The 18,510-nt window shown below is 70.8% G+C and carries 16 protein-coding genes; 12 read left to right on the top strand and 4 right to left on the bottom strand.

The features are described from left to right. Positions 1-5 precede the first annotated feature (5 nt). Entirely contained in the window at positions 6-404 is a 399-nt protein-coding gene (locus tag ABZ860_RS09995; RefSeq protein ID WP_357217676.1) for a MerR family transcriptional regulator, read from the bottom strand. A gap of 188 nt (positions 405-592) precedes the next feature. On the opposite strand from ABZ860_RS09995, the gene ABZ860_RS09990 reads away from it, so the two are divergent. The 5 genes from ABZ860_RS09990 to ABZ860_RS09970 all read left to right on the top strand — a co-directional run bounded on the left by ABZ860_RS09990 (position 593) and on the right by ABZ860_RS09970 (position 6,410). Next, on the top strand, positions 593-2,290 hold the full coding sequence (locus ABZ860_RS09990) for a pentapeptide repeat-containing protein (RefSeq protein ID WP_357217673.1): 1,698 nt from the start codon (positions 593-595) through the stop codon (positions 2,288-2,290). A gap of 45 nt (positions 2,291-2,335) precedes the next feature. Further along, positions 2,336-3,247 carry an aldo/keto reductase gene (locus ABZ860_RS09985; RefSeq protein WP_357217670.1) on the top strand — a complete coding sequence of 304 codons (912 nt, stop codon included), beginning with the start codon at positions 2,336-2,338 and terminating at the stop codon, positions 3,245-3,247. Positions 3,248-3,355: 108 nt separating this feature from the next. Further along, positions 3,356-3,946, top strand: coding sequence for a TetR/AcrR family transcriptional regulator (locus ABZ860_RS09980; RefSeq protein ID WP_357217668.1), 591 nt, complete (start codon positions 3,356-3,358; stop codon positions 3,944-3,946). Continuing rightward, positions 3,943-4,698: an ABC transporter ATP-binding protein gene (locus tag ABZ860_RS09975; RefSeq protein WP_357217666.1), complete on the top strand. Its 756-nt coding sequence runs from the start codon at positions 3,943-3,945 to the stop codon at positions 4,696-4,698. Before ABZ860_RS09980 ends, ABZ860_RS09975 begins: the two co-directional genes overlap by 4 nt. Further along, a complete protein-coding gene (locus tag ABZ860_RS09970) occupies positions 4,683-6,410 on the top strand; it encodes a hypothetical protein (protein WP_357217663.1) in 1,728 nt (575 codons plus the stop codon). Before ABZ860_RS09975 ends, ABZ860_RS09970 begins: the two co-directional genes overlap by 16 nt. Here the strand turns inward: ABZ860_RS09970 and ABZ860_RS09965 are convergent. Further along, complete coding sequence (locus tag ABZ860_RS09965) at positions 6,399-7,016, bottom strand: TetR/AcrR family transcriptional regulator (protein WP_357217661.1); 618 nt, start codon at positions 7,014-7,016, stop codon at positions 6,399-6,401. The genes ABZ860_RS09970 and ABZ860_RS09965 overlap by 12 nt on opposite strands. Before the next feature lie 122 nt (positions 7,017-7,138). Between ABZ860_RS09965 and wrbA the strand changes: the two genes are divergently transcribed. From wrbA to ABZ860_RS09940, 5 genes are all read left to right on the top strand, one after another. Further along, positions 7,139-7,747, top strand: a complete 609-nt coding sequence (gene wrbA, locus ABZ860_RS09960) for an NAD(P)H:quinone oxidoreductase (RefSeq protein ID WP_357217659.1) — start codon at positions 7,139-7,141, stop codon at positions 7,745-7,747. 8 nt (positions 7,748-7,755) lie between these two features. Then, positions 7,756-8,070, top strand: a complete 315-nt coding sequence (locus ABZ860_RS09955; RefSeq protein WP_357217656.1) for a YciI family protein — start codon at positions 7,756-7,758, stop codon at positions 8,068-8,070. Between the two features lie 266 nt (positions 8,071-8,336). Continuing rightward, on the top strand, positions 8,337-8,996 hold the full coding sequence (locus ABZ860_RS09950) for a response regulator transcription factor (RefSeq protein WP_357217653.1): 660 nt from the start codon (positions 8,337-8,339) through the stop codon (positions 8,994-8,996). A 153-nt stretch (positions 8,997-9,149) separates the two neighbouring features. Beyond that, positions 9,150-10,448, top strand: coding sequence for an ATP-binding protein (locus tag ABZ860_RS09945; RefSeq protein ID WP_357217650.1), 1,299 nt, complete (start codon positions 9,150-9,152; stop codon positions 10,446-10,448). A 92-nt stretch (positions 10,449-10,540) separates the two neighbouring features. Further along, positions 10,541-12,088, top strand: coding sequence for a S41 family peptidase (locus ABZ860_RS09940; RefSeq protein ID WP_357217647.1), 1,548 nt, complete (start codon positions 10,541-10,543; stop codon positions 12,086-12,088). Between the two features lie 150 nt (positions 12,089-12,238). Here ABZ860_RS09940 and ABZ860_RS09935 read toward each other — a convergent pair whose 3' ends face one another. Then, on the bottom strand, positions 12,239-12,883 hold the full coding sequence (locus tag ABZ860_RS09935) for a TetR family transcriptional regulator (protein WP_357217645.1): 645 nt from the start codon (positions 12,881-12,883) through the stop codon (positions 12,239-12,241). Positions 12,884-12,959: 76 nt separating this feature from the next. On the opposite strand from ABZ860_RS09935, the gene ABZ860_RS09930 reads away from it, so the two are divergent. Continuing rightward, positions 12,960-14,240, top strand: a complete 1,281-nt coding sequence (locus ABZ860_RS09930) for a GH1 family beta-glucosidase (RefSeq protein WP_357217642.1) — start codon at positions 12,960-12,962, stop codon at positions 14,238-14,240. Here ABZ860_RS09930 and ABZ860_RS09925 read toward each other — a convergent pair. Beyond that, entirely contained in the window at positions 14,222-15,130 is a 909-nt protein-coding gene (locus ABZ860_RS09925) for a hypothetical protein (RefSeq protein ID WP_357217640.1), read from the bottom strand. The genes ABZ860_RS09930 and ABZ860_RS09925 overlap by 19 nt on opposite strands. 212 nt (positions 15,131-15,342) lie before the next feature. Between ABZ860_RS09925 and ABZ860_RS09920 the strand changes: the two genes are divergently transcribed. Continuing rightward, positions 15,343-18,405, top strand: a complete 3,063-nt coding sequence (locus tag ABZ860_RS09920; RefSeq protein WP_357217638.1) for a M14 family zinc carboxypeptidase — start codon at positions 15,343-15,345, stop codon at positions 18,403-18,405. Positions 18,406-18,510: the final 105 nt, after the last annotated feature.

Genomic DNA, 18,510 nt, shown 5'->3' with positions numbered 1-18,510 from the left:
GCGTCTCAGGAGGCCTGCTCGCAGTCGGGAAGCATGTCGCGCATGGTGAGCACGTCCTTGTAGTACTGGATCTTCCGCTGGATCCCGCTCTGCTTCTGGCGCAGGTCGGCGATCTGGGCCTCGACCTTCCGGTCGTGCTCCTCCAGCAGCGCGATCCTGTCCTCGATGGTGTGCTCGCCCTGCCGTACGAGCTGGGCGAAGCGCAGCATCTCCGCGATCGGCATGCCGGTGTCGCGCAGGCAGCGGACCATGCCGAGCCAGCTCACGTCGTCCTCGCTGAACCGCCGCTGGCCCGCCGCGTTACGGCCGACCGGCTCCAGCAGCCCGATCCGTTCGTAGTACCGAAGGGTGTCGAGGCTGAAACCGGTCTCCTCGACGACCTGTCCAGGTGTGTACACGGCCACGTCATCGATCCTGTCACATCGCATCTCGTCCAGATGAAGGCTTTCGCGGACACATGGGCCTTTTCTGTAGGTGTTTCGCAAGTGGATCGCAACTCGTGGATTTATAACGGGTCGTGCCACGTACGATCCGGTGCCCGCGTCTCCCGAGGGAGCGTCCGGGCGGCGTCCCCCGATGGAGCCAGTGAAAGATGCCCGGCAAACCCCGCTCGATCGCCGGTTTGGTGACCCTGTCCGCCGCGGTTCTGCTGTCGATTCCGACGACTCCGGCCGCCGCGGCGACACCCGGCGACCGCCTCCCCTGCCGCCCCGGCAGCGGCCCGCATCTCGCCGGCAGGGACCTCGCGCGGATGACGCTGCCCGCCGACCTGTCCTGCGCGGACCTCCGGGGCGCCAAGCTGGACGGCCTGACCGTGCGGAGCGTACTCGTCGGGGCCGACCTGACCGGGGCCTCGCTCAAGGGGGCCCACCTCGGATACGCCCAGATGGCCGGGGCGAGGCTCCGCAAGGCCGACCTGTCGGAGGCCGAGCTCTACTACGCCGACCTGCGCGGCAGCGACCTGCGCGAGGCGACGATGGACGACTCCTCGCCCTACTACGCGCACTTCGAGGGGGCCGACCTGAGCGGGGCCACCATGGCGCGGGCCAAGACGTACGGCGCGCAGTTCGACGACGCGAAGCTGACCGGCGTCGACCTGACCGACGCCGCCGCCTACGGCGCGGACATGCGCCGGGCCGACCTCACGCGGATCAAGGCGCCGAAGGCCAGGCTCTACGGCGCCACCTTCATCAGGACCGTCCTGCGGCAGGCGGATCTCAGCGGCGCGCAGTTGTACGAGTCGGTGATGACCGGCGCGGACTTCAGGGGGGCCGACCTCACCGGCGCCGACCTGCGGGATGTCAGGGACGCCCGGCTGGCCGGGAGCACGGGTGTGCCCAGGTGGCTGCCGGCGCCGGACCCCTCGTGCGAGCCCGGCAGCGGCCAGGACTACCGCGGCTGGGACCTGACCGCGGTCACGGACTTCCCCGACGACCTGAGCTGCGCCGACCTGACCGGCGCCAAGCTGGACGGCGTCGACCTGACGGGGGTCAAGCTGAACCGGGCGATCCTCCGTGACGTCTCCGCCGCCGGGGCGAGCCTGCGCTCCGCGAAGGGCGCCGACCTGCGGGGCGCGCGGCTGCGGCGCGCCAAGCTCGGCAGCGCCGACCTCGTGGGGGCCGACCTGTCCCGGGCCGACCTGTCGGACGCGGCGCTCGGCAGCGCCACTCTGACGCAGGCCAAGCTGGCCGGGGCCGACCTCCGGGACGCGGAGCTGATCAGCGTCACCGCCGACCAGGCCGACTTCACCGGCGCCAGGATGGACCGGGCCTCCCTCCGCAGCGGCAGATATCGGGACGCCGTCTTCCGCAATGCCACCTTGACCGACGCCGACCTCAGCGACACCGAACTGCGGGGCGCCACCTTCGAAGGCGCCGAGGTCACCGGGCTGAAGCAGGACTTCGCCGAGGACATCGACCTGTCGGGGTCCTCCAGCCGCATGTCCGCCGGATGGTTGATCTTCTTCGGCATCGCCGGCCTGGTCGCCTTCTGGATCGTCGCCGGGCTGACCACGGCGAGGGTGCGACGGCGGAGAGCCGCCAGGGAGAAGGCCGCCGAGACAGCGGCCCGGTTCGAGGACGCCAGACGCGTCCAGGAGGAGAACGTGACCCGGCTGGGCGAGGAGATCGACAGCCTGACGGACCGGACCGGCGACGTGGACTGGAACGCGGTCCTCGACGCCTACGACGCGGCGAAGGAGGCGCTGGCGAGCGCCCACGACATGAGCGACCTGACGGACGTCGAGACCATCGTGGCGCGGGGGCGCAAGGCCCTCACCCGCCGCCGGTGAAAGCCGCTTGTGCTGGAGTGCGCTCCAGGCGGCAGGGTGGTCGGCATGAGAATCGCTCTGGGGACGATCCCCTTCGGGACCACTGTGGACGACGCGACCTCGTTCGCCATCCTCGACCGCTTCGTCGAAGGCGGCGGAACGATCCTCGACACGGCCAACAACTATCCGTTCTGGCAGGAGGGCGCGACCGGGGACGAAAGCGAGACCACCATCGGCCGGTGGCTCGCCTCCCGGCGCAACCGGGACCAGGTGGTGATCAGCACCAAGTGCGGCGCCCGCCCGTCCGTGCCCGGCGCCCGTACGCTCGACGCCGCCGAGGGCCTGTCCGCCGGCGTGGTCCGGGCCGCGATCGAGGGCAGCCTGCGGCGTCTCGGCACCGATCACGTGGACGTGTACTGGGCCCACATCGACGACAGGTCCACGCCGCTCGAGGAGACGATCGCCGCCTTCGACGAACTGGTGCTCGCCGGCAAGGCCAAGGAGGTGGGCGCGAGCAACCACGCGGTGTGGCGGCTGGAGCGGGCCCGCTCGTTGGCGGCGGCACGCGGCGGCAGCCGCTACAGCCACGTGCAGCTGCGCCACTCCTACCTCCGCCCGCGCCCCGGCGTACGGCTGCCCGAGGGCGGGCACACCCTGGTCACCGAGGAACTGCTCGACTACGTGCGCTCCGAGGGCGACCTGACGCTGTGGGTCTACACCTCGCTGCTGGCGGGCGCGTACGCCGGCAAGCCGCTGCCCGAGCACTACGACCACCCGGGCACCACCAGGCGGCTGGCGGTGCTGGACGAGGTGGCCGGCGAGCTCGGCGCGACGCGCAACCAGGTCGTGCTCGCCTGGCTGCGGGCGCAGGACATCATCCCGATCGTCGGCGTCAGCTCGGTCGCCCAGCTCGAGGAGCTGCTCGTCGACGTCAAGCTCGACGACGAGCAGATCGCCCGCCTCGACGCCCCCGCCTGACGCCGGGGGTGTGTGCCTGCGGCGGAGAGTCGAAGCCGGCCCCGCCGCAGGCGCTCTTCGGCCGCCAGATCTTGCGGAGCTTTTGAATGAGCGTTCAGGGTCCTGAATATGGCATCAGGAGAGCGGACGTTCACCGAGGACGCCCGCAGGGCGCAGATCATCGACTGCACCATCAAGGCCCTCGCGACGCTCGGCTACCGGCAGGCGTCGATGGCGAGGATCGCCGAACTCTCGAAGATCACCCCTGGGCTCATCTCGTACCACTTCGGCGGCAAGGACGAACTGATCGACGCGGTCGTCGCCCACGTGGTGAAGCTCGCCACCGATCTGATGGTGCCGCGCATCCTGGCGCAGACGACCGCCGCCGACGCGCTGCGCGTGTATTTCGAGACGAACCTCGAGTTCATGCGCCTGCACCGCGAACCCCTGCTGGCGCTCGTGGAGATCATCACCCACGACCGCGACGGCCCGTACGCCAAGCAACAGGAAACCGCGCTCGCCGACATCGAGAAGGTGCTGGCCTGGGGACAGCACACCGGCGAGTTCCGGGATTTCCCGCTGCGGCCGATGGCGATCGCCATTCGCGGCGCCGTCGACGCCGTGCCCGGTCACCTGCTCAACGACCCCGACCTCGACCTCCGCACCCTTGCCGCCGAGCTGTCCACCGTCTTTTCTCTCGCCACCAGGAGAACCCCGTGACCCCGGCGCTGGAGATCAGCCGGCTGACCAAGCGATTCGGCGGCAAGCTCGCCGTCGACGCCATCGACCTCAGCGTCCTCCCGGGCTCCTTTTTCGGACTCGTCGGCCAGAACGGCGCCGGCAAGACCACCACCCTGTCCATGGCCGTCGGCCTGCTGCGCCCCGACGACGGCAGCGCCAGGATCTTCGGCGAGGACGTCTGGTCCGCCCCGGAGCGGGCCAAGGCCATGGTCGGAGTGCTGCCCGACGGGCTGGCCATGCCCGAGCGGCTGACGGGGCGCGAGGTGCTCACCTTTCTGGGCCTGCTGCGGGGCCTGGACAAGGACGTGGTGGCGCGACGGGCCGAGGACCTGCTGACCGTGCTGGAGCTGGACGGCGCGGAGAAGACGCTGGTCATCGAGTACTCGACCGGCATGCGCAAGAAGATCGGGCTCGCCACCGCGCTACTGCACGCGCCGCGGCTGCTGGTGCTGGACGAACCGTTCGAAGCGGTCGACCCGGTGTCCGCCGCCACGATCAAGACGATCCTGCGCGGCTTCGTCGCGGGCGGCGGCTCGGTCGTGCTGTCCAGCCACGTCATGGCTCTGGTCGAGCAGTTGTGCGACCACGTCGCGGTGATCGACAAGGGCACGGTGGCCGCGGCCGGCACCCTGGACGAGGTGCGCGGCGCGCGCTCGCTTGAGGAGACCTTCGTCGAACTCGTCGGCGAGCAGGACAGCGGAGTCAAGGAGCTGTCGTGGCTGTCGCGCTGACCATGGCCCGGATGAAGGTCGCGGTGCTGCGCCACGCCTTCCACGGCGAGCGGGCGCTGACCGCGGGCACGGGCGCGGCGCTCGGCGCTCTGCTCGCGGCGGGAACGGTCTATCTGGCCTTCACCGATCCGGACCTGCCGGCGGCCGCGTACGCGGTCTGGCTGCTGGGCTGGATGCTCGGCCCGATCTTCATGGGCGGTGGCGACGAGACGCTGCGTCCGGAGTACTTCTCGCTCCTGGGCCTGCCGCCGCGCCGGCTGGCGGCCGGGCTGCTGGTCTCGGCCTTCGTCGGCCTGGCGCCGCTGGTGAGCCTGACCGCCCTGCTCGGGCTGCTGGTCGCGGGGGTCCGGCTCGGCGTCGCCAACGCCCTGGTGGCGGTGCCGGCGATGGCGCTGCAACTGGCCGTTTTCGTGCTGTTGTCGAAGGTCTGCGTGGCGGTGGTCGGGCTGGCGCTGCGCACCCGGCCCGGTGCGATCGCCTCGGGCGTGCTCAATGGCGCGATACTGGCGGCGCTCGGCCAGATCTGGGTCTTCTTCGTGGTCTTCGGCCAGACCGGCCTGCCCGCCGCGGTCTGGTACCTGCCCTCCGGCTGGGGCCTGCTGGCCGTACGGGGCGAGTGGTGGGCGCTCGCGGCGCTGGCCCTCCTGGCGCTGCTGCTCCTGGGCGCGTGGGCCGCCCTGCTCAGCAGGCGTGCGGGCGCCGCGCGACCCTCCACGCGGGGCAGGCGACCGATGCGGTCGGCGACCGCCAACGGCGCGATCGTCGCCAAGGAGCTGCGCACCTGGTCGCGCGACCTGGTGCGCAACCACCAGCTGACCTTCGCGTTGTCGTACGGCGTCTGCTTCGCGGCCAGCCCGCTGATCCTCGGCTGGGACGGCATGCTGCCGTACGCGGGGCCGATCTTCATCGTGATGGCCGCGGCCACGACCGCCAACCTGTACGGCACCGACGGCACAGCGCTGTGGCTGACGCTGATGACACCGAGCGCGAGCGGCGTGCGCGGTAGGCAACTGGCCTGGCTGTCGGCACACGCGCCGGTGGCGATCGTGCTGACAGTGGCGTTCACCGCGGTCACCGGTGGACCGTGGCCCCTGATCCTGGCACTGCTGCCCGCCCTGCTGGGCGGCGCGGCCGGGCTGGTGCCGCTGGTCTCGGTGTATGGGCTGGTGCCCGGCACCGACCCGCATCGCCGCGCGGGCAACCCGCTGCGCACCAGCGAGGACGACGGCGGCCTGACCGGGCTGGCCTATCTGATGCTCGCGCTAGTGCTCCTGACGGGCGTGCCCGCGGGCCTGGCGGCGTTCCGGTACGGCTGGGCCGGCGTGGCCGTCGGCGTCGCGACCGGCGTGCTGTGTCACTGGGGCTTCGGCCTGCTCGCCGAACGGCGGCTGCGGTCGCACGGCCCGGAACTGCTGGACGCGATGCGGACCGGCCGCAAGTCGCAGACGACGGTTACGTCCCGCTTCGATCAGCTGTCCACGACGCAGAAGACGATCGCCGGGTGGTGCTTCGGCTTCGGCGCCATCCCGCTGGTCCCCCAGGGCATCGTCGCCGCCGTCTTCGTGGCCAACGGCATGCTGCGCCACAGCTGGTTCCTGGCCACGTACATGCCGCCCGGGCTGCGCTACCCCGTCGCCGCCGCCTTCGTCGTGCTCGGGCTGGCCATGTACGGCACGGGCGTCTGGGTCGTCACGCCACGGTCACCCCGATGAGGCGGGCGGCCGTCGCCGAAGCTCGAGCAGGCTGTCGATGCCGGCCTTGATCTGGTCCTCCGTCACACCGCAGTCGACCGTGAGGTGCTCGATCAGGCTCGGCACGAACGGCGCGAGCAGCAAGTGGGCCAGGACCGTGGGATCCGACTCGGGTCTCATCTCGCGCAGCAGCAGGGACACATGCGTGTGCATGGTGAGGTAGGCGCCGCTCTGGTAGCGGGCTCCCGGTGAGGCGCTCTCGGCCGCCCGCATGATCGCGCCCTGCTCGATGATCCGGTCGGCGACCGTGTGGAGGAAGGCGCGCAGCCGCTCGGCGGGCGGGGCGCCGGGGCCCAGCGGCGGCGGACCGGACATGAAAGCCTGCTGGAAGCGCTGCTCGCCGTCGTCCAGCACCGCGAACAGCAGGCGGCTCACGTCGCCGAACCGGCGGTAGACGGTGCCGACGCCCATCCCCGCGGCGTGCGCCACGGCATTCATGGTGACGGCTTCCGGGCCCTGCTCCGCTATGAGGCGAGCGGTCGCGTCGAGGATCTTCCGCCGGTTCCGAGCGGCATCGGCACGCTCCGGCAGCGCCTGTCCTGTGACGGGAAGCTCAGTGCGGGGCATGTCCCGAGGCTACCGGACTGGAGATCCATTTTCCGGGTTGCAAACCGGATTGTTATCCGATTTACTGCCATCGAACCGGATAGCTATCCGGTTGATCGTCGTCATTCGGAGGAGACGTCATCATGAGTGCCAAGATCGCGGTCATCTACTACTCGGCCACCGGCAACGTCCACCAGCTCGCCAAGGCGGTCGCCGAGGGCGCGGAGAAGGCCGGCGCCGAGGTCCGGCTGCGCCGGGTCCCCGAACTGGCACCGGACTCCGCCATCGACGCCAACCCGGCCTGGCGCGAACACGTCGAGGCCGCCAAGGACGTCGAGGTCGCCACGCTGGACGATTTGATCTGGGCGGACGCCTACGCCTTCGGCTCGCCGACCCGTTTCGGCAACATCGCCTCACAGCTCAAGCAGTTCATCGACACCACGGGCGGCATCTGGCAGCAGGGCGTCATGGCCAACAAGCCCGCCACCGGTTTCGCCAGCGCTCACAATGCCCACGGCGGCAACGAGTCGACGATCCTCGCCCTCTACAACACCTTCCACCACTGGGGTTCGATCATCGTCTCGCCCGGCTACACCGACCCGGTGGTCTACCCCGCGGGCGGCAACCCGTACGGCACCGCCCACCGGGGCGGCGCGGGCACCCCGGCCGAGGAGACTCTCGCAGCCGCCCGCTACCAGGGCGAACGCCTGGCGGACATCACGACCCGCCTCCTGGCCGGCCGGGCTGCTTGAATGGCGGAATGCTGCACGTGCTGATCGTCTCCTACACCGGCTCCGAGGAAGACGCCGCCCCCTTCGTCCGCGATCACGTCGGCTATCTCGAACGACACCACGCGGACGGCGTCTTCCTGGTCTCGGGGCAGACGGTGCCGTCGTCTGAGGGCGGGGCAATCGTGGCGCGCGGCGTGGATCGCGAGACCATCGAGCGGATCAGCGCGGAGGACCCGTTCGTCGTGAACGGCGTCGCGACCCACTCGATCACGACGATCGAGCCCGGCCGCGTCCTTCCGGCTCTGGCACGGGCACTGAGCGCGCAGACAGCTTCGCAGGGTTGAACCCCTTTGTTGCAGACCAGCTCGCCCCCACGCCATCTCCCCGGACGCAATCCAGATAGTGCGGCTCTCGTCATCGATCGCTTACCGAGTACGTCCGCCCGAGGTCGCTTCGTACTGCCATTGCTCCAGCACTTCGCCGCCCATTTTCACGGTGCCGAGGGCACCGGGCCCCGTATGTCACTGGTGCGTTCGCCCGGCCCGAGCCGGAGCCGGCCCGGGTGAGGCTGCGGGACACTGGGACGACGACAGGAGAGGGGGCCGCTGGGATGCGCGTGCTCATCGTCGAGGACGACGAGGAAATGGCACAGGTCGTCGCGGTGGGCCTGCGCCGCGCGCAGATGGCCGTCGACGTGGCGTTCGACGGTACGGAGGCGCTGGAACGGCTGGGCTCCGACGGCGACGCGTACGACGTGGTCGTCCTGGACCGGGACCTGCCCGGGACGCACGGCGACGAGGTCTGCGCGGCGCTGATCGCCGCCGGATGCCGCAGCCGCATCCTGATGCTCACCGCCGCGGGCACGGCGGACGACATCGTGGACGGGCTGGGCCTGGGTGCCGACGACTATCTCCCCAAGCCTTTCGACTTCCCCGTCCTCGTCGCCCGGATCGCCGCTCTGGCCCGCCGCGCGCACCCTGCCGTACCGCCGGTGGTCCGCCACGGCGACCTCCTGGTCGACAGCGCCCGGCGCACCGCCGTACGGGCCGGCCGTCCGCTGGCCCTCACGCCCAAGGAATTCGGCGTCCTCGAACTGCTCCTCGCCGCCGGGGGCCGTGCCGTCTCCGCCGAGGAGCTGCTCGAACGAGTCTGGGACGAGGCCGCCGACCCCTTCACCGGCGCCGTGAAGATCACCATCAGCCGGCTGCGGGCCAAGCTCGGGGCGCCGCCGGTCATCGAGACGGTGGCCAGGAGCGGTTACCGGATCTGAGGGATGGTGCGGGCGAAGTGGCCGGGCCCGTTCGAGCGGTAGCATCCGGCGATCTCCCGCACGGTCCTTTCGGGCCTGCCCGCGGTTGCCCACGTCGGCGGTCCGCCCGGCCGAGCAGCGCGCAGGATCCATCCGAAAGGTCGCCACGTTCACATGCCCGCCCGCACCCCCGCCCGCGACATCGTGCCCGCTGCTCTGCGCCGGCTCACCGGCCTGATCGTTCGCACGAGCCTGCCCCGCCGCACCGTACGGCTGCGGCTGACCGCCCTGTACGGAGGGCTGTTCCTGGTGTCCGGCGCCGCGCTGCTCGCGGTCACGTACGGTCTGGTGGTCGGGGCCGTCGACCGTCCGCCCGCCGTGGTGAAGCTGGCCGTGACGGTTGCCAGCCCCAGCCCGACCGCGCCGGCGGCCCCGGCACCCGGAACCTGGGGGCCACCGCCCGGCGGCGAGGCGACGGACGCCGTGATGGCGGCCGCGCAGAGGGACGTGCAGCGGAACATGGCCCGCCAGAAGTCCGCCATGCTGCACACCCTGCTGGTCCAGTCGGCGATCGCCCTGGGTCTGATGTCACTGGCGTCCGTGCTGCTGGGCTGGGTCGTGGCCGGCCGTGTCCTGCGCCCGCTGCGGACCATCACCTCCATCGCACGGGACATCTCGGCCACCAGCCTGCACCGGCGGCTGGCCCTGGCCGGCCCGCGCGACGAACTGCGGGAGTTGGGCGACACATTCGACGCGCTGCTGGCCCGGCTCGACGGCTCCTTCCAGGCGCAGCGGCAGTTCGTCGCCAACGCCTCCCATGAGCTGCGCACGCCGCTGGCCCGCCAGCGCGTGCTGGGCCAGGTCGCCCTGGCCGACCCCGAACCAACCCTCGAGTCCCTGCGTACGGCCCACGAACGGATACTCGCCGCCGGGCAGCAGCAGGAACGGCTCATCGAAGCGCTGCTCACCCTGGCCCGCGGGCACGCGGGCCTCGACGAGCGCCACCCCTTCGACCTGGCCCGGCTCGTCCGGGAAGCCGTGGCCGCCCGGGCACCCGCGGCACACGAGCGGCAGGTGACCCTGCGCCCCTCGACCGGCGCGGCCGTCTCCTCGGGCCACCGGGCGCTCGCCGAACGGCTGGTCGCCAATCTGCTGGACAACGCGATCCGCTACAACGTGCCCGGCGGGCAGGTGGACGTCACCACCGGCACTCAGGCCGGCCGCGCCGTCCTCACGGTCGCCAACACCGGCCCGGTCGTGCCCGCGGACGCCGTCGAGCGGATCCTCCTGCCCTTCCAGCGCCTCGGCCCGGCCCGTACCGGCCGCCGCGGGTCGTCCCAGGGGTTCGGCCTGGGCCTGTCCATCGTCTCGGCCATCGCATCCGCCCACGACGCCACCCTCACCGTCGTCCCACGGCCCGGGGGCGGCCTGGTCGTCACGGTCGGCTTTCCCATGGCGACGAAACCTCGGTGAAACCGCCCGTCGCGTAGAACGTCCGTCAGCGCCGCCGCACCGAACGCGGCGATGCCCACGGCACGAACGACGCGAGTTCAGGAGCATTCCGCATGAACAACACACCGGCCGCCCCTCAGCCGGACGCGACCACATTGACCGCCACCACACCGGCCGACCGCCGGCCCGGCCGCCGCCGGGTCGGGCTGCTCCGGCAGCGGCGCGCGCTGGCCGCGACCGGGATCGCCGTGGTCGCCGGCGGCGTTCTGGTCACCGGCCTGACCGCGTCCGCCGGCCCGTCGGCGGCCGCGCAGCAGGCCGACAGGCCGGCGGCCTGCGTACCGTACGACCCGACAAAACCCCAGCCGCCCGCGCAGGCCCCGGCCCCGACCTCCGTCAGCACCGTGGAGCAGGTGTACTACTGCATCTTCGACAACTACTACGGCGCTGCCCGGCTCGACGACCGCCCGCTGCTCCAGTACGCCTTCCAGGCCGTCGTCCGGGAACTGCGCAAACGCGGTGCCGACCGGCCGAACGCCGTACTGCCGGCGCTGACCGGCGACCGCGACAAGGACTGGCAGCTCTTCGCCCGGCGGTTCCAGGAGGTGCTGGACGCGGTGCCGGACGACCAGGCGCTGCGCTCCTCGCTCGCCGTCGCCGCGATCCAGGGGATGTTCGCCGCCCTGCACGACAACCACGCCGGTTACTCCCCCGGCGACCCGGGTGCCCCGCAGGACGCCCACCCGTGGGGCCTGGGCATCGGCCTGAACAGGCTCCTCCCCCCGGCCGAGACCGCCCCGGACTTCACCGGGCCGCTCTTCCTCACCACGGTCGGCGCCGGCACCCCCGCCGCCAAGGCCAAGCTCAGGCCCGGAGACGTCATCGAGACGGTGAACGGCGTCCCCGTCTTCACCAACGGCCGGCTCAACCCAGGAGTCGTGGACTCGCTCCATCCGGCGTACCCCAGGCGCACCCCGGTGACCCTCACCGTACGACGGCCCGCCACCGGCCGGACCCTGCACGTGCGCGTCACCCCCGGACCGCTGCCTGCGCAACCTCAGCCGCACGTGACCGCCACCCTGGTGGCCGGCGGGATCGCCCACATCCGCTTCGACGCCTTCTACCCGGGCGTCGCCCAGGAAGCCCTCAAGGCGATCGCCGGCCTCCAGGCGACCACCAAGCTCACCGGCATCATCTTCGACCTCCGTGGCAACCACGGCGGAGTCGGGGAAGAGGGCAACATGCTGATGGGCGCGTTCGTCCACGGCGCCGCGGCCGTCTCCTTCTGCGACGCTGACGGCACCTGCCATCCCCAGCCCGTCAACGACAACACCCCGTTGCTGCACCTGCCCATGGTCACCCTCACCGACGACGGCTGCGCCTCCGCATGCGAGATGTTCGCGACGGGCGTCAAGGACCTTCACCTGGGCACCCTCGTGGGCACCCGCACGGCGGGAGTCAACTCCGGTCCCGCCCACCTGTACGCGCTCAACGACAGCCGGCTGATCCGCCTGCCGTCACAGCACGTCATCGGGGCGAACGGCGAGATCATCGACGGCGTCGGCGTCCCCCCGGACTACTACGCGCCGCTGACCGCGGCGGACGCGTCCACCGGCAAGGACCCGGCCCTCGACAAGGCGAAGGCGATCCTCCGGTCGTAGCCGGCGCAGCGGCCGGCGCCGTCGTGGCCTACGGAACCCGGCAAAGTTCCGCGGGCGCGGCGCGCCCTGCGTGCGGTCGCAAGAACTACTCCCAAGCCGACAGCCCCGGGGTCCTCGTCTCGCGCTTCTGCAGCCAGTCTGCATGGTCGCTTATTGAAGGTGGTCGGAGAGGTAGCGGCGGACGAGACGTTTGCATTCGGCGATGAGGTCGGGGTCGCCGTCGGGGTGGGCGCGGAAGGCCAGCTTGAGCACGGCGTCGGCGGCCTCGACGGCGACCACGAAGGCGCGGGACAGGCCGTCGCCCGGCGCCACGCCGAGCAGGTCCACGAGGAGAGAGCGCAGCCGGTCGGCGACGACCACGTTGTTCTCCAGCGCCTCGTCGAGCATCCGCTGGGTGCCGGGGAAGGCGGGGCCGCCGGGAGCGGCGAGCACCTCGCCGAAGTCCACCACCCCGAAGCCGGGCGTGGTCCGCTTCATGCGTACGAACTCGTCGACGACCAGGTCCACGGCATCCGCCCAGTCGGACGGCGGGGCGGCGGCCAGCCGGGAGGCGATCCGGTCCAGGTACGCCTCCAGGTTCCGCAGCGCGAGCGCGCGGACCAGGCTCTGCTTGTCGGTGAAGAACTGGTAGAAGGTCCCGATCGGCACCTCGGCCCGGCGGGCGACCTCCTTGGTGGTCAGGGCGGCGTACCCCACCTCGTCGAGCAGCAGGGCGCACTCGTCCAGCATGCGCTCGACCCGCTCCTGACTGCGACGCTGTGCGGGCCGTCGGCGCAACGCTCCCCCTGTTGTCATCCCGCCATTCTCTCCCGCTTTTCGGTCAGCCGAGTTAACATGAGTTCTCCTCATATTAGCTGAGAGAGGCGGCATCATGTTCCTCTGGGGTACGGCCACCGCGGCCTACCAGATCGAAGGCGCGGTGAACGAGGACGGCAGAGGGCCCTCCGTCTGGGACACCTTCTCCCACACGCCGGGGAAGGTCCGCGACGGGCACACGGGCGACGTGGCCTGCGACCACTACCACCGTTACCCCGAGGACGTGGCGCTCATGGCCGGCCTCGGCGTCGACGCCTACCGCTTCTCCATCGCCTGGCCTCGGGTGATGCCCACCGGCGCCGGACCGGTGAACCAGGCCGGGCTCGACTTCTACGACCGTCTCGTCGACGCGCTGTGCGAGCGCGGCATCACCCCCGTGCCGACGCTCTTCCACTGGGACCTGCCACAGGCGCTGGAGGACGAGGGCGGCTGGCTCAACCGTGACACCTCCCGCCGTTTCGCCGACTACGCCGCCGTCGCGGCCGAACGGCTGGCCGACCGCGTACGCATGTGGATCACGCTCAACGAGCCGTTCGTCCACATGGTGGAGGGATACGGCCTGGGCATACACGCCCCGGGCAGGGCCCTCATGTTCGACGCGCTGCCGGTGGCCCACCACCAGCTGCTCGGGCACGGCCTGGCCGCGCAGGCCCTGCGGGCGGCCGGGGCGCAGCAGGTGCTGATCACCAACAACTGCACCCCGGTCTGGCCCGCCTCGGACTCCCCCGAGGACCTGGCCGCCGCCGAGACCTACGACATCCTGCACAACCGGCTGTTCAACGACCCGGTCCTCACCGGCGCCTACCCCGACCTGACGGCGTTCGGCGTCGAGATCCCCGTGAAACCCGGCGACCTGGAGACGATCGCCCAGCCCCTCGACGGGCTGGGGATCAACTACTACAACCCCACCCGGATCGGCGGCCCCGGCGGGGACGGCCTGCCGTTCCGGTTCGAGGAGATCTCCGGGGTTCCCACCACCGCGTTCGGCTGGCCCGTCGTCCCCGACGGCCTGCGCGAACTGCTCGACTCCCTCAAGGCCCGGTACGGCGACGCGCTGCCGCCCGTCTACGTCACCGAGAACGGCTGCTCGTACGACGGCGTGGACGACCAGGAGCGGATCGCCTACCTGGACGGCCACATCACGGCGATGCGCCAGGCGGACGTGGACCTGCGGGGCTACTTCGTCTGGTCACTGCTGGACAACTTCGAGTGGGCCGAGGGCTACCACCAGCGGTTCGGCCTGGTCCACGTCGACTTCGAGACCCAGCAGCGCACCCCCAAGGCGTCCTACCACTGGCTGCGGAAGTTCCTGGAGGCTCAGAGCACCGACACGTGAACGTGGTCGTAGTGGTTGGCGGTGATGCCGCCGCGGTCGGACATCATCCGCCACCCGGCGCCGGTGCGCATGTCGTAGAAGCGCTGCTGCCAGATGATGTACATGATTCCGTACTCGCTCGCGTGCTGGATGCACCACTGCGCGAGGGCGTCTCCGCGCTCCTTGGCCACGGCGTCGGGCATCCGGCCGCCGCTGCTCATCATGAAGTCGCAGGCCCGGCCCTTGCCGTGCTCTCCCGGGTCGCCGGGCCGCAGGCAGCCCACGCCGAAGGGCATCGGGAACTGCGACATGATGGCGTTGCGCGTCGAGATCATGCGCTGCGTCAGGCCGCTGCCGGCGTCGGGCGCCTGGAAGCCGTACTTCGCCATCAGGCGCTCGACCTCGCCGCGCCTCGACTTGAGCTCCTTGATGTGCGCCTGCAGCTTGTCGATCTCGTCGGCCGCCGAGGCGGCCGCCTTCTTCTGCTTGGCGACGAGGTCCTTGACGCTGTTGAGCCGCTCGGTCCTGACGGTGCCGAGATAGGCCAGCGTCGCCAGTGAGCTCGGGTCGGCCGACAGGGAGAAGATCCGGGAGGCGTCCGCGCCCCCGCTCATGTACGAGGTCTGGGCGAACGCGGCCACCTGCCGCTGGGCCGCGAGCAGGTCTCCCTTGAGCTTCTTGACCCTGCTGGACGCCTTCTGCGCGGCCCGTTTCGCGTCATCCAGGCTGAGGATCTCGCCGCGGTACTCCTTCTGGAGCGCCGCGGCCTCCTGGGTGAGCTTGCGGAGCTTGGCCTGCTGGTCCGGCTCGGCCTCCGCGGTGAGCGCACCCGAGACGGCACCCGAGACAGATGGTGCGACGAGCAACGCGGTGGTGACCACCGCCAGCCTGGCCCAGCGTCCCGACCGCACGCGACCTCCACTCGGATTCGGCCTGAAACTATAGAAGACGATCTTTACGTCTGCTACCGGAACAGGTGAAACTCTTGGGTCTAAAGCGGACAAGGCCCGGATTTCCCGGGCTGTGACCAATTCGAGACTTACGCGTCGCCTTACCGCACTTGAACGCGATTTGACCCCGGCAGAGATTCGGGAGATCGTCACCCTCCACGAAGGGCTCACCGATGTCCCGACGAGAGATCGTCTCGACTCTGGCCGCCGCGGCTCTCGGCGCGGCGCTCCTGCTGCCGGTCTCCCCGGCCCAGGCCGGCCAGGGCGACCCGCTCCCCCCAGCGGACCAAGCCGACCTCTACCAGCTCGACAGCGCACCCGGCACCTCGGGCACGCTGACCCAGAAGGGCTTCGACGTCGTCCAGCGGCACCTCGCGGGCGACAAGGAGCACGTCGAACTGACGGCGACCCCCGCCGAACTCAAGAAGCTCCAGATCCTGGGCTACCGGCCGCAGCCGGTGCGCAACCCGCAGGGCCAGACCCAGCTGCAGGCCGCGAAGGCGCAGGCGGCCGGCGGATACACCGTCTGGAAGTCCTACTCCGAGAAGGGCGGGATCGCCGACCAGCTCCGGACCATCGCGGACGCCAACAAGGACATCGCGAAGCTGGAGACGATCGGCAAGACCCTCCAGGGGAAGGACATCCTCGCGCTGAAGCTGACGAAGCTGGCCCGGGTGCTGCCCGACGGCGTCAAGCCGTCGGTGCTCTACTCGGCCACCCAGCACGCCCGTGAGTGGATCGCGACCGAGGTCGACATGCGGCTGCTGAAGTATCTGGTGGCCAACAAGGGCAAATCCGACGTCGGCCGGCTGCTGACCACCACCGAGGTGTGGTTCGTGCCGGTCGCCAACCCCGACGGTTACGACTTCACCTTCACCGAGGGCAACCGCCTCTGGCGCAAGAACCTCCGGGACAACGACGGCGACGGCCAGATCACGGGCAACGACGGCGTCGACCCCAACCGCAACTTCCCCACCCGCTGGGGGTACGACGAAGAGGGCTCCTCCAGCGTCTTCAGCAGTGAGACCTACCGCGGCACCGGCCCGGCGTCGGAGCCCGAGACCCGGGCCATGGACGGCCTGCTCAAGCGGCTGCGCTTCAAGGCGCAGGTCAACTACCACTCCTACGGCCCGCTGCTGCTGTATCCCGAGGGCTGGCAGGTCGCCACGAAGACCGCGGACGACCCCGTCTACCTGGCGCTGACCGGCACCGACGAGAAGCCGGCCGTCCCCGGCTTCGACCCCGGGGTCGGCGCCGAGCTCTACACCACCAACGGCGAGACCACCGACCACGCCCACAAGGCGTACGGCACGCTCGCCTGGACGCCGGAGCTGGAGGAGGGCTGCGACGGCTGCGGCTTCGTCTTCCCCGACGACGAGGCGCTGGTGCAGGCCGAGTTCGAAAAGCAGCTTCCCTTCGCGCTCGACGTCGCGAAGTCGGCGCTCGACCCGAGCGAGCCGGTCAGTCACCTCGGCAACACCGTGCCCGACTTCGTCGTGGACGCGTTCGACGTCAGCTACGGCACCGACCAGGTCGTGCAGGTGGACGCCAAGCGCAAGCTCGGGCCGGTGTTCCTCAACTACCAGATCAACGGCGGCCGCACCACGATCGTCCCGACCTCCGAGTGGAAGGGCGGAGAGCGGTACGGCGACGGCTACGACACCTACTTCCACCAGCTCAGGGGCACGGTCAAGGGCGCGAAACCCGGCGACACCGTGAAGGTGTGGTTCCGCTCGCTCACCGAGAAGAGCGAGGAGTTCACCTACAAGGTCGCCGCGGACATCGGCGGCAAGGTCCTGATCGTCGCGGCGGAGGACGTCACGGGCATCAGCCCGGTCCAGGGCGTCACGGAGGCGAAGTACGCCGACGACTACGCCAAGGCGCTCTCGGAGGCCGGCTACTCCTCCGACGTGTACGACGTGGACAGGAACGGCCGCAAGGCGCCCCACCCGCTCGGGGTCCTCAGCCACTACAAGGCCGTCGTCTGGGAGACCGGCGACGACATCATCCCCCGTGCGTCGGGGCAGCCCGGCGGCAGCGCCGCCAATCTGGCCGAGGCCCTGGAGCTGGCGTTCCGCGACTACCTCAACGAGGGCGGCAAGCTGCTCGCCACCGGCAAGTACGCGCTGTACGCCCAGAACACCAACGGCTCCTACTGGTATGAGCCGGACTATCCGGCGCAACCCGAGTGCACGACCCTCAGCAAGCCGCCGTGCCTCTCGCTGAGCAACGACTTCGTGCAGTACTACCTGGGCGCCTACACCTACGTGGAGGGCGGCGGCCAGGACGCCGGCGGGAACACGCTGCCGCTCCGGGGCGCCGGCGGCGCGTTCGCCGGCTTCACCGGCACGCTCAACGGCGGCGACTCGCCCGGCAACCAGAACCGCACCTCCTCGTTCGTCACGACCTCCTCGGTCCTGCCGGCCGACCGGTTCCCGCAGTTCGCCAGCTCTGCCCCGCTGAAGTGGCAGTACGGCGCGGGATCGCCGTTCAGCCCGCACACCGGCTCCTGGAACGTGCAGAGCGGCCAGGCGGACGTGTCCTACAAGCGCCTGACGAGGACGATCGACCTCACCGGCAAGACCAGCGGCGAGCTGTCGTTCTGGACGTCGTACAACACCGAGCCCAACTGGGACTTCCTGACCGTCGAGGCGCACACGGCGGGCCAGGACGACTGGACGACGCTGCCCGACGTCAACGGACACACCTCGCAGGAGGCGGGCGACAGCTGCGCCGCCGGCTGGGTGGACATCCATCCGTTCACCGCCCACTACCAGACGTACGACGGCGCGTCGTCCTGCACCGCCACCGGCACGACCGGTACGTGGCACGCGGCCACCGGCTCGTCCAACGGCTGGCAGCAGTGGTCGGTCGACCTGACGGCGTACGCGGGCAAGAAGGTCGAGGTGTCGATCTCCTACATCAGCGACTGGGGCACCCAGGGTCTCGGCGTGTGGCTGGACGACGTAAGCGTCAAGGCCGACGGCGCGACCCTCACGGAGACCTCGTTCGAGGACGACCTGGGCGGCTGGACCGTCGCCGGGCCGCCTCCCGGGTCGGCGACCGCGCTGAACGACTGGGCGCGCAGCGACCGGTCGCTCGACGACGGCGCGGGCATCACCACCAAGGACACGGTCTACTTCGGCTTCGGCGCCGAGGGCGCGACGACTCAGGCGATGCGGACGGACCTGGTTCGCCGGGCCATGGCGCATCTGCTCGGAGGGTCGCTCCCGTAGGACCCGCGGTCCGGCCCGCGCCGCCCGCCGGCGGGCGGGCCCCCGCGGGCGCTTTGCCTGGGGAGGAGAAAAATATTGGTTTGGATATTTTTGCCGTTTAATAGC

The sequence above is a fragment of the Microbispora sp. NPDC046973 genome (assembly GCF_040644495.1).
In the GTDB taxonomy this organism is placed as follows: Bacteria; Actinomycetota; Actinomycetes; order Streptosporangiales; family Streptosporangiaceae; genus Microbispora.
The sequence above is the reverse complement of the archived record's forward strand: the minus strand, read 5'-3'. Positions and strand labels throughout refer to the sequence as shown.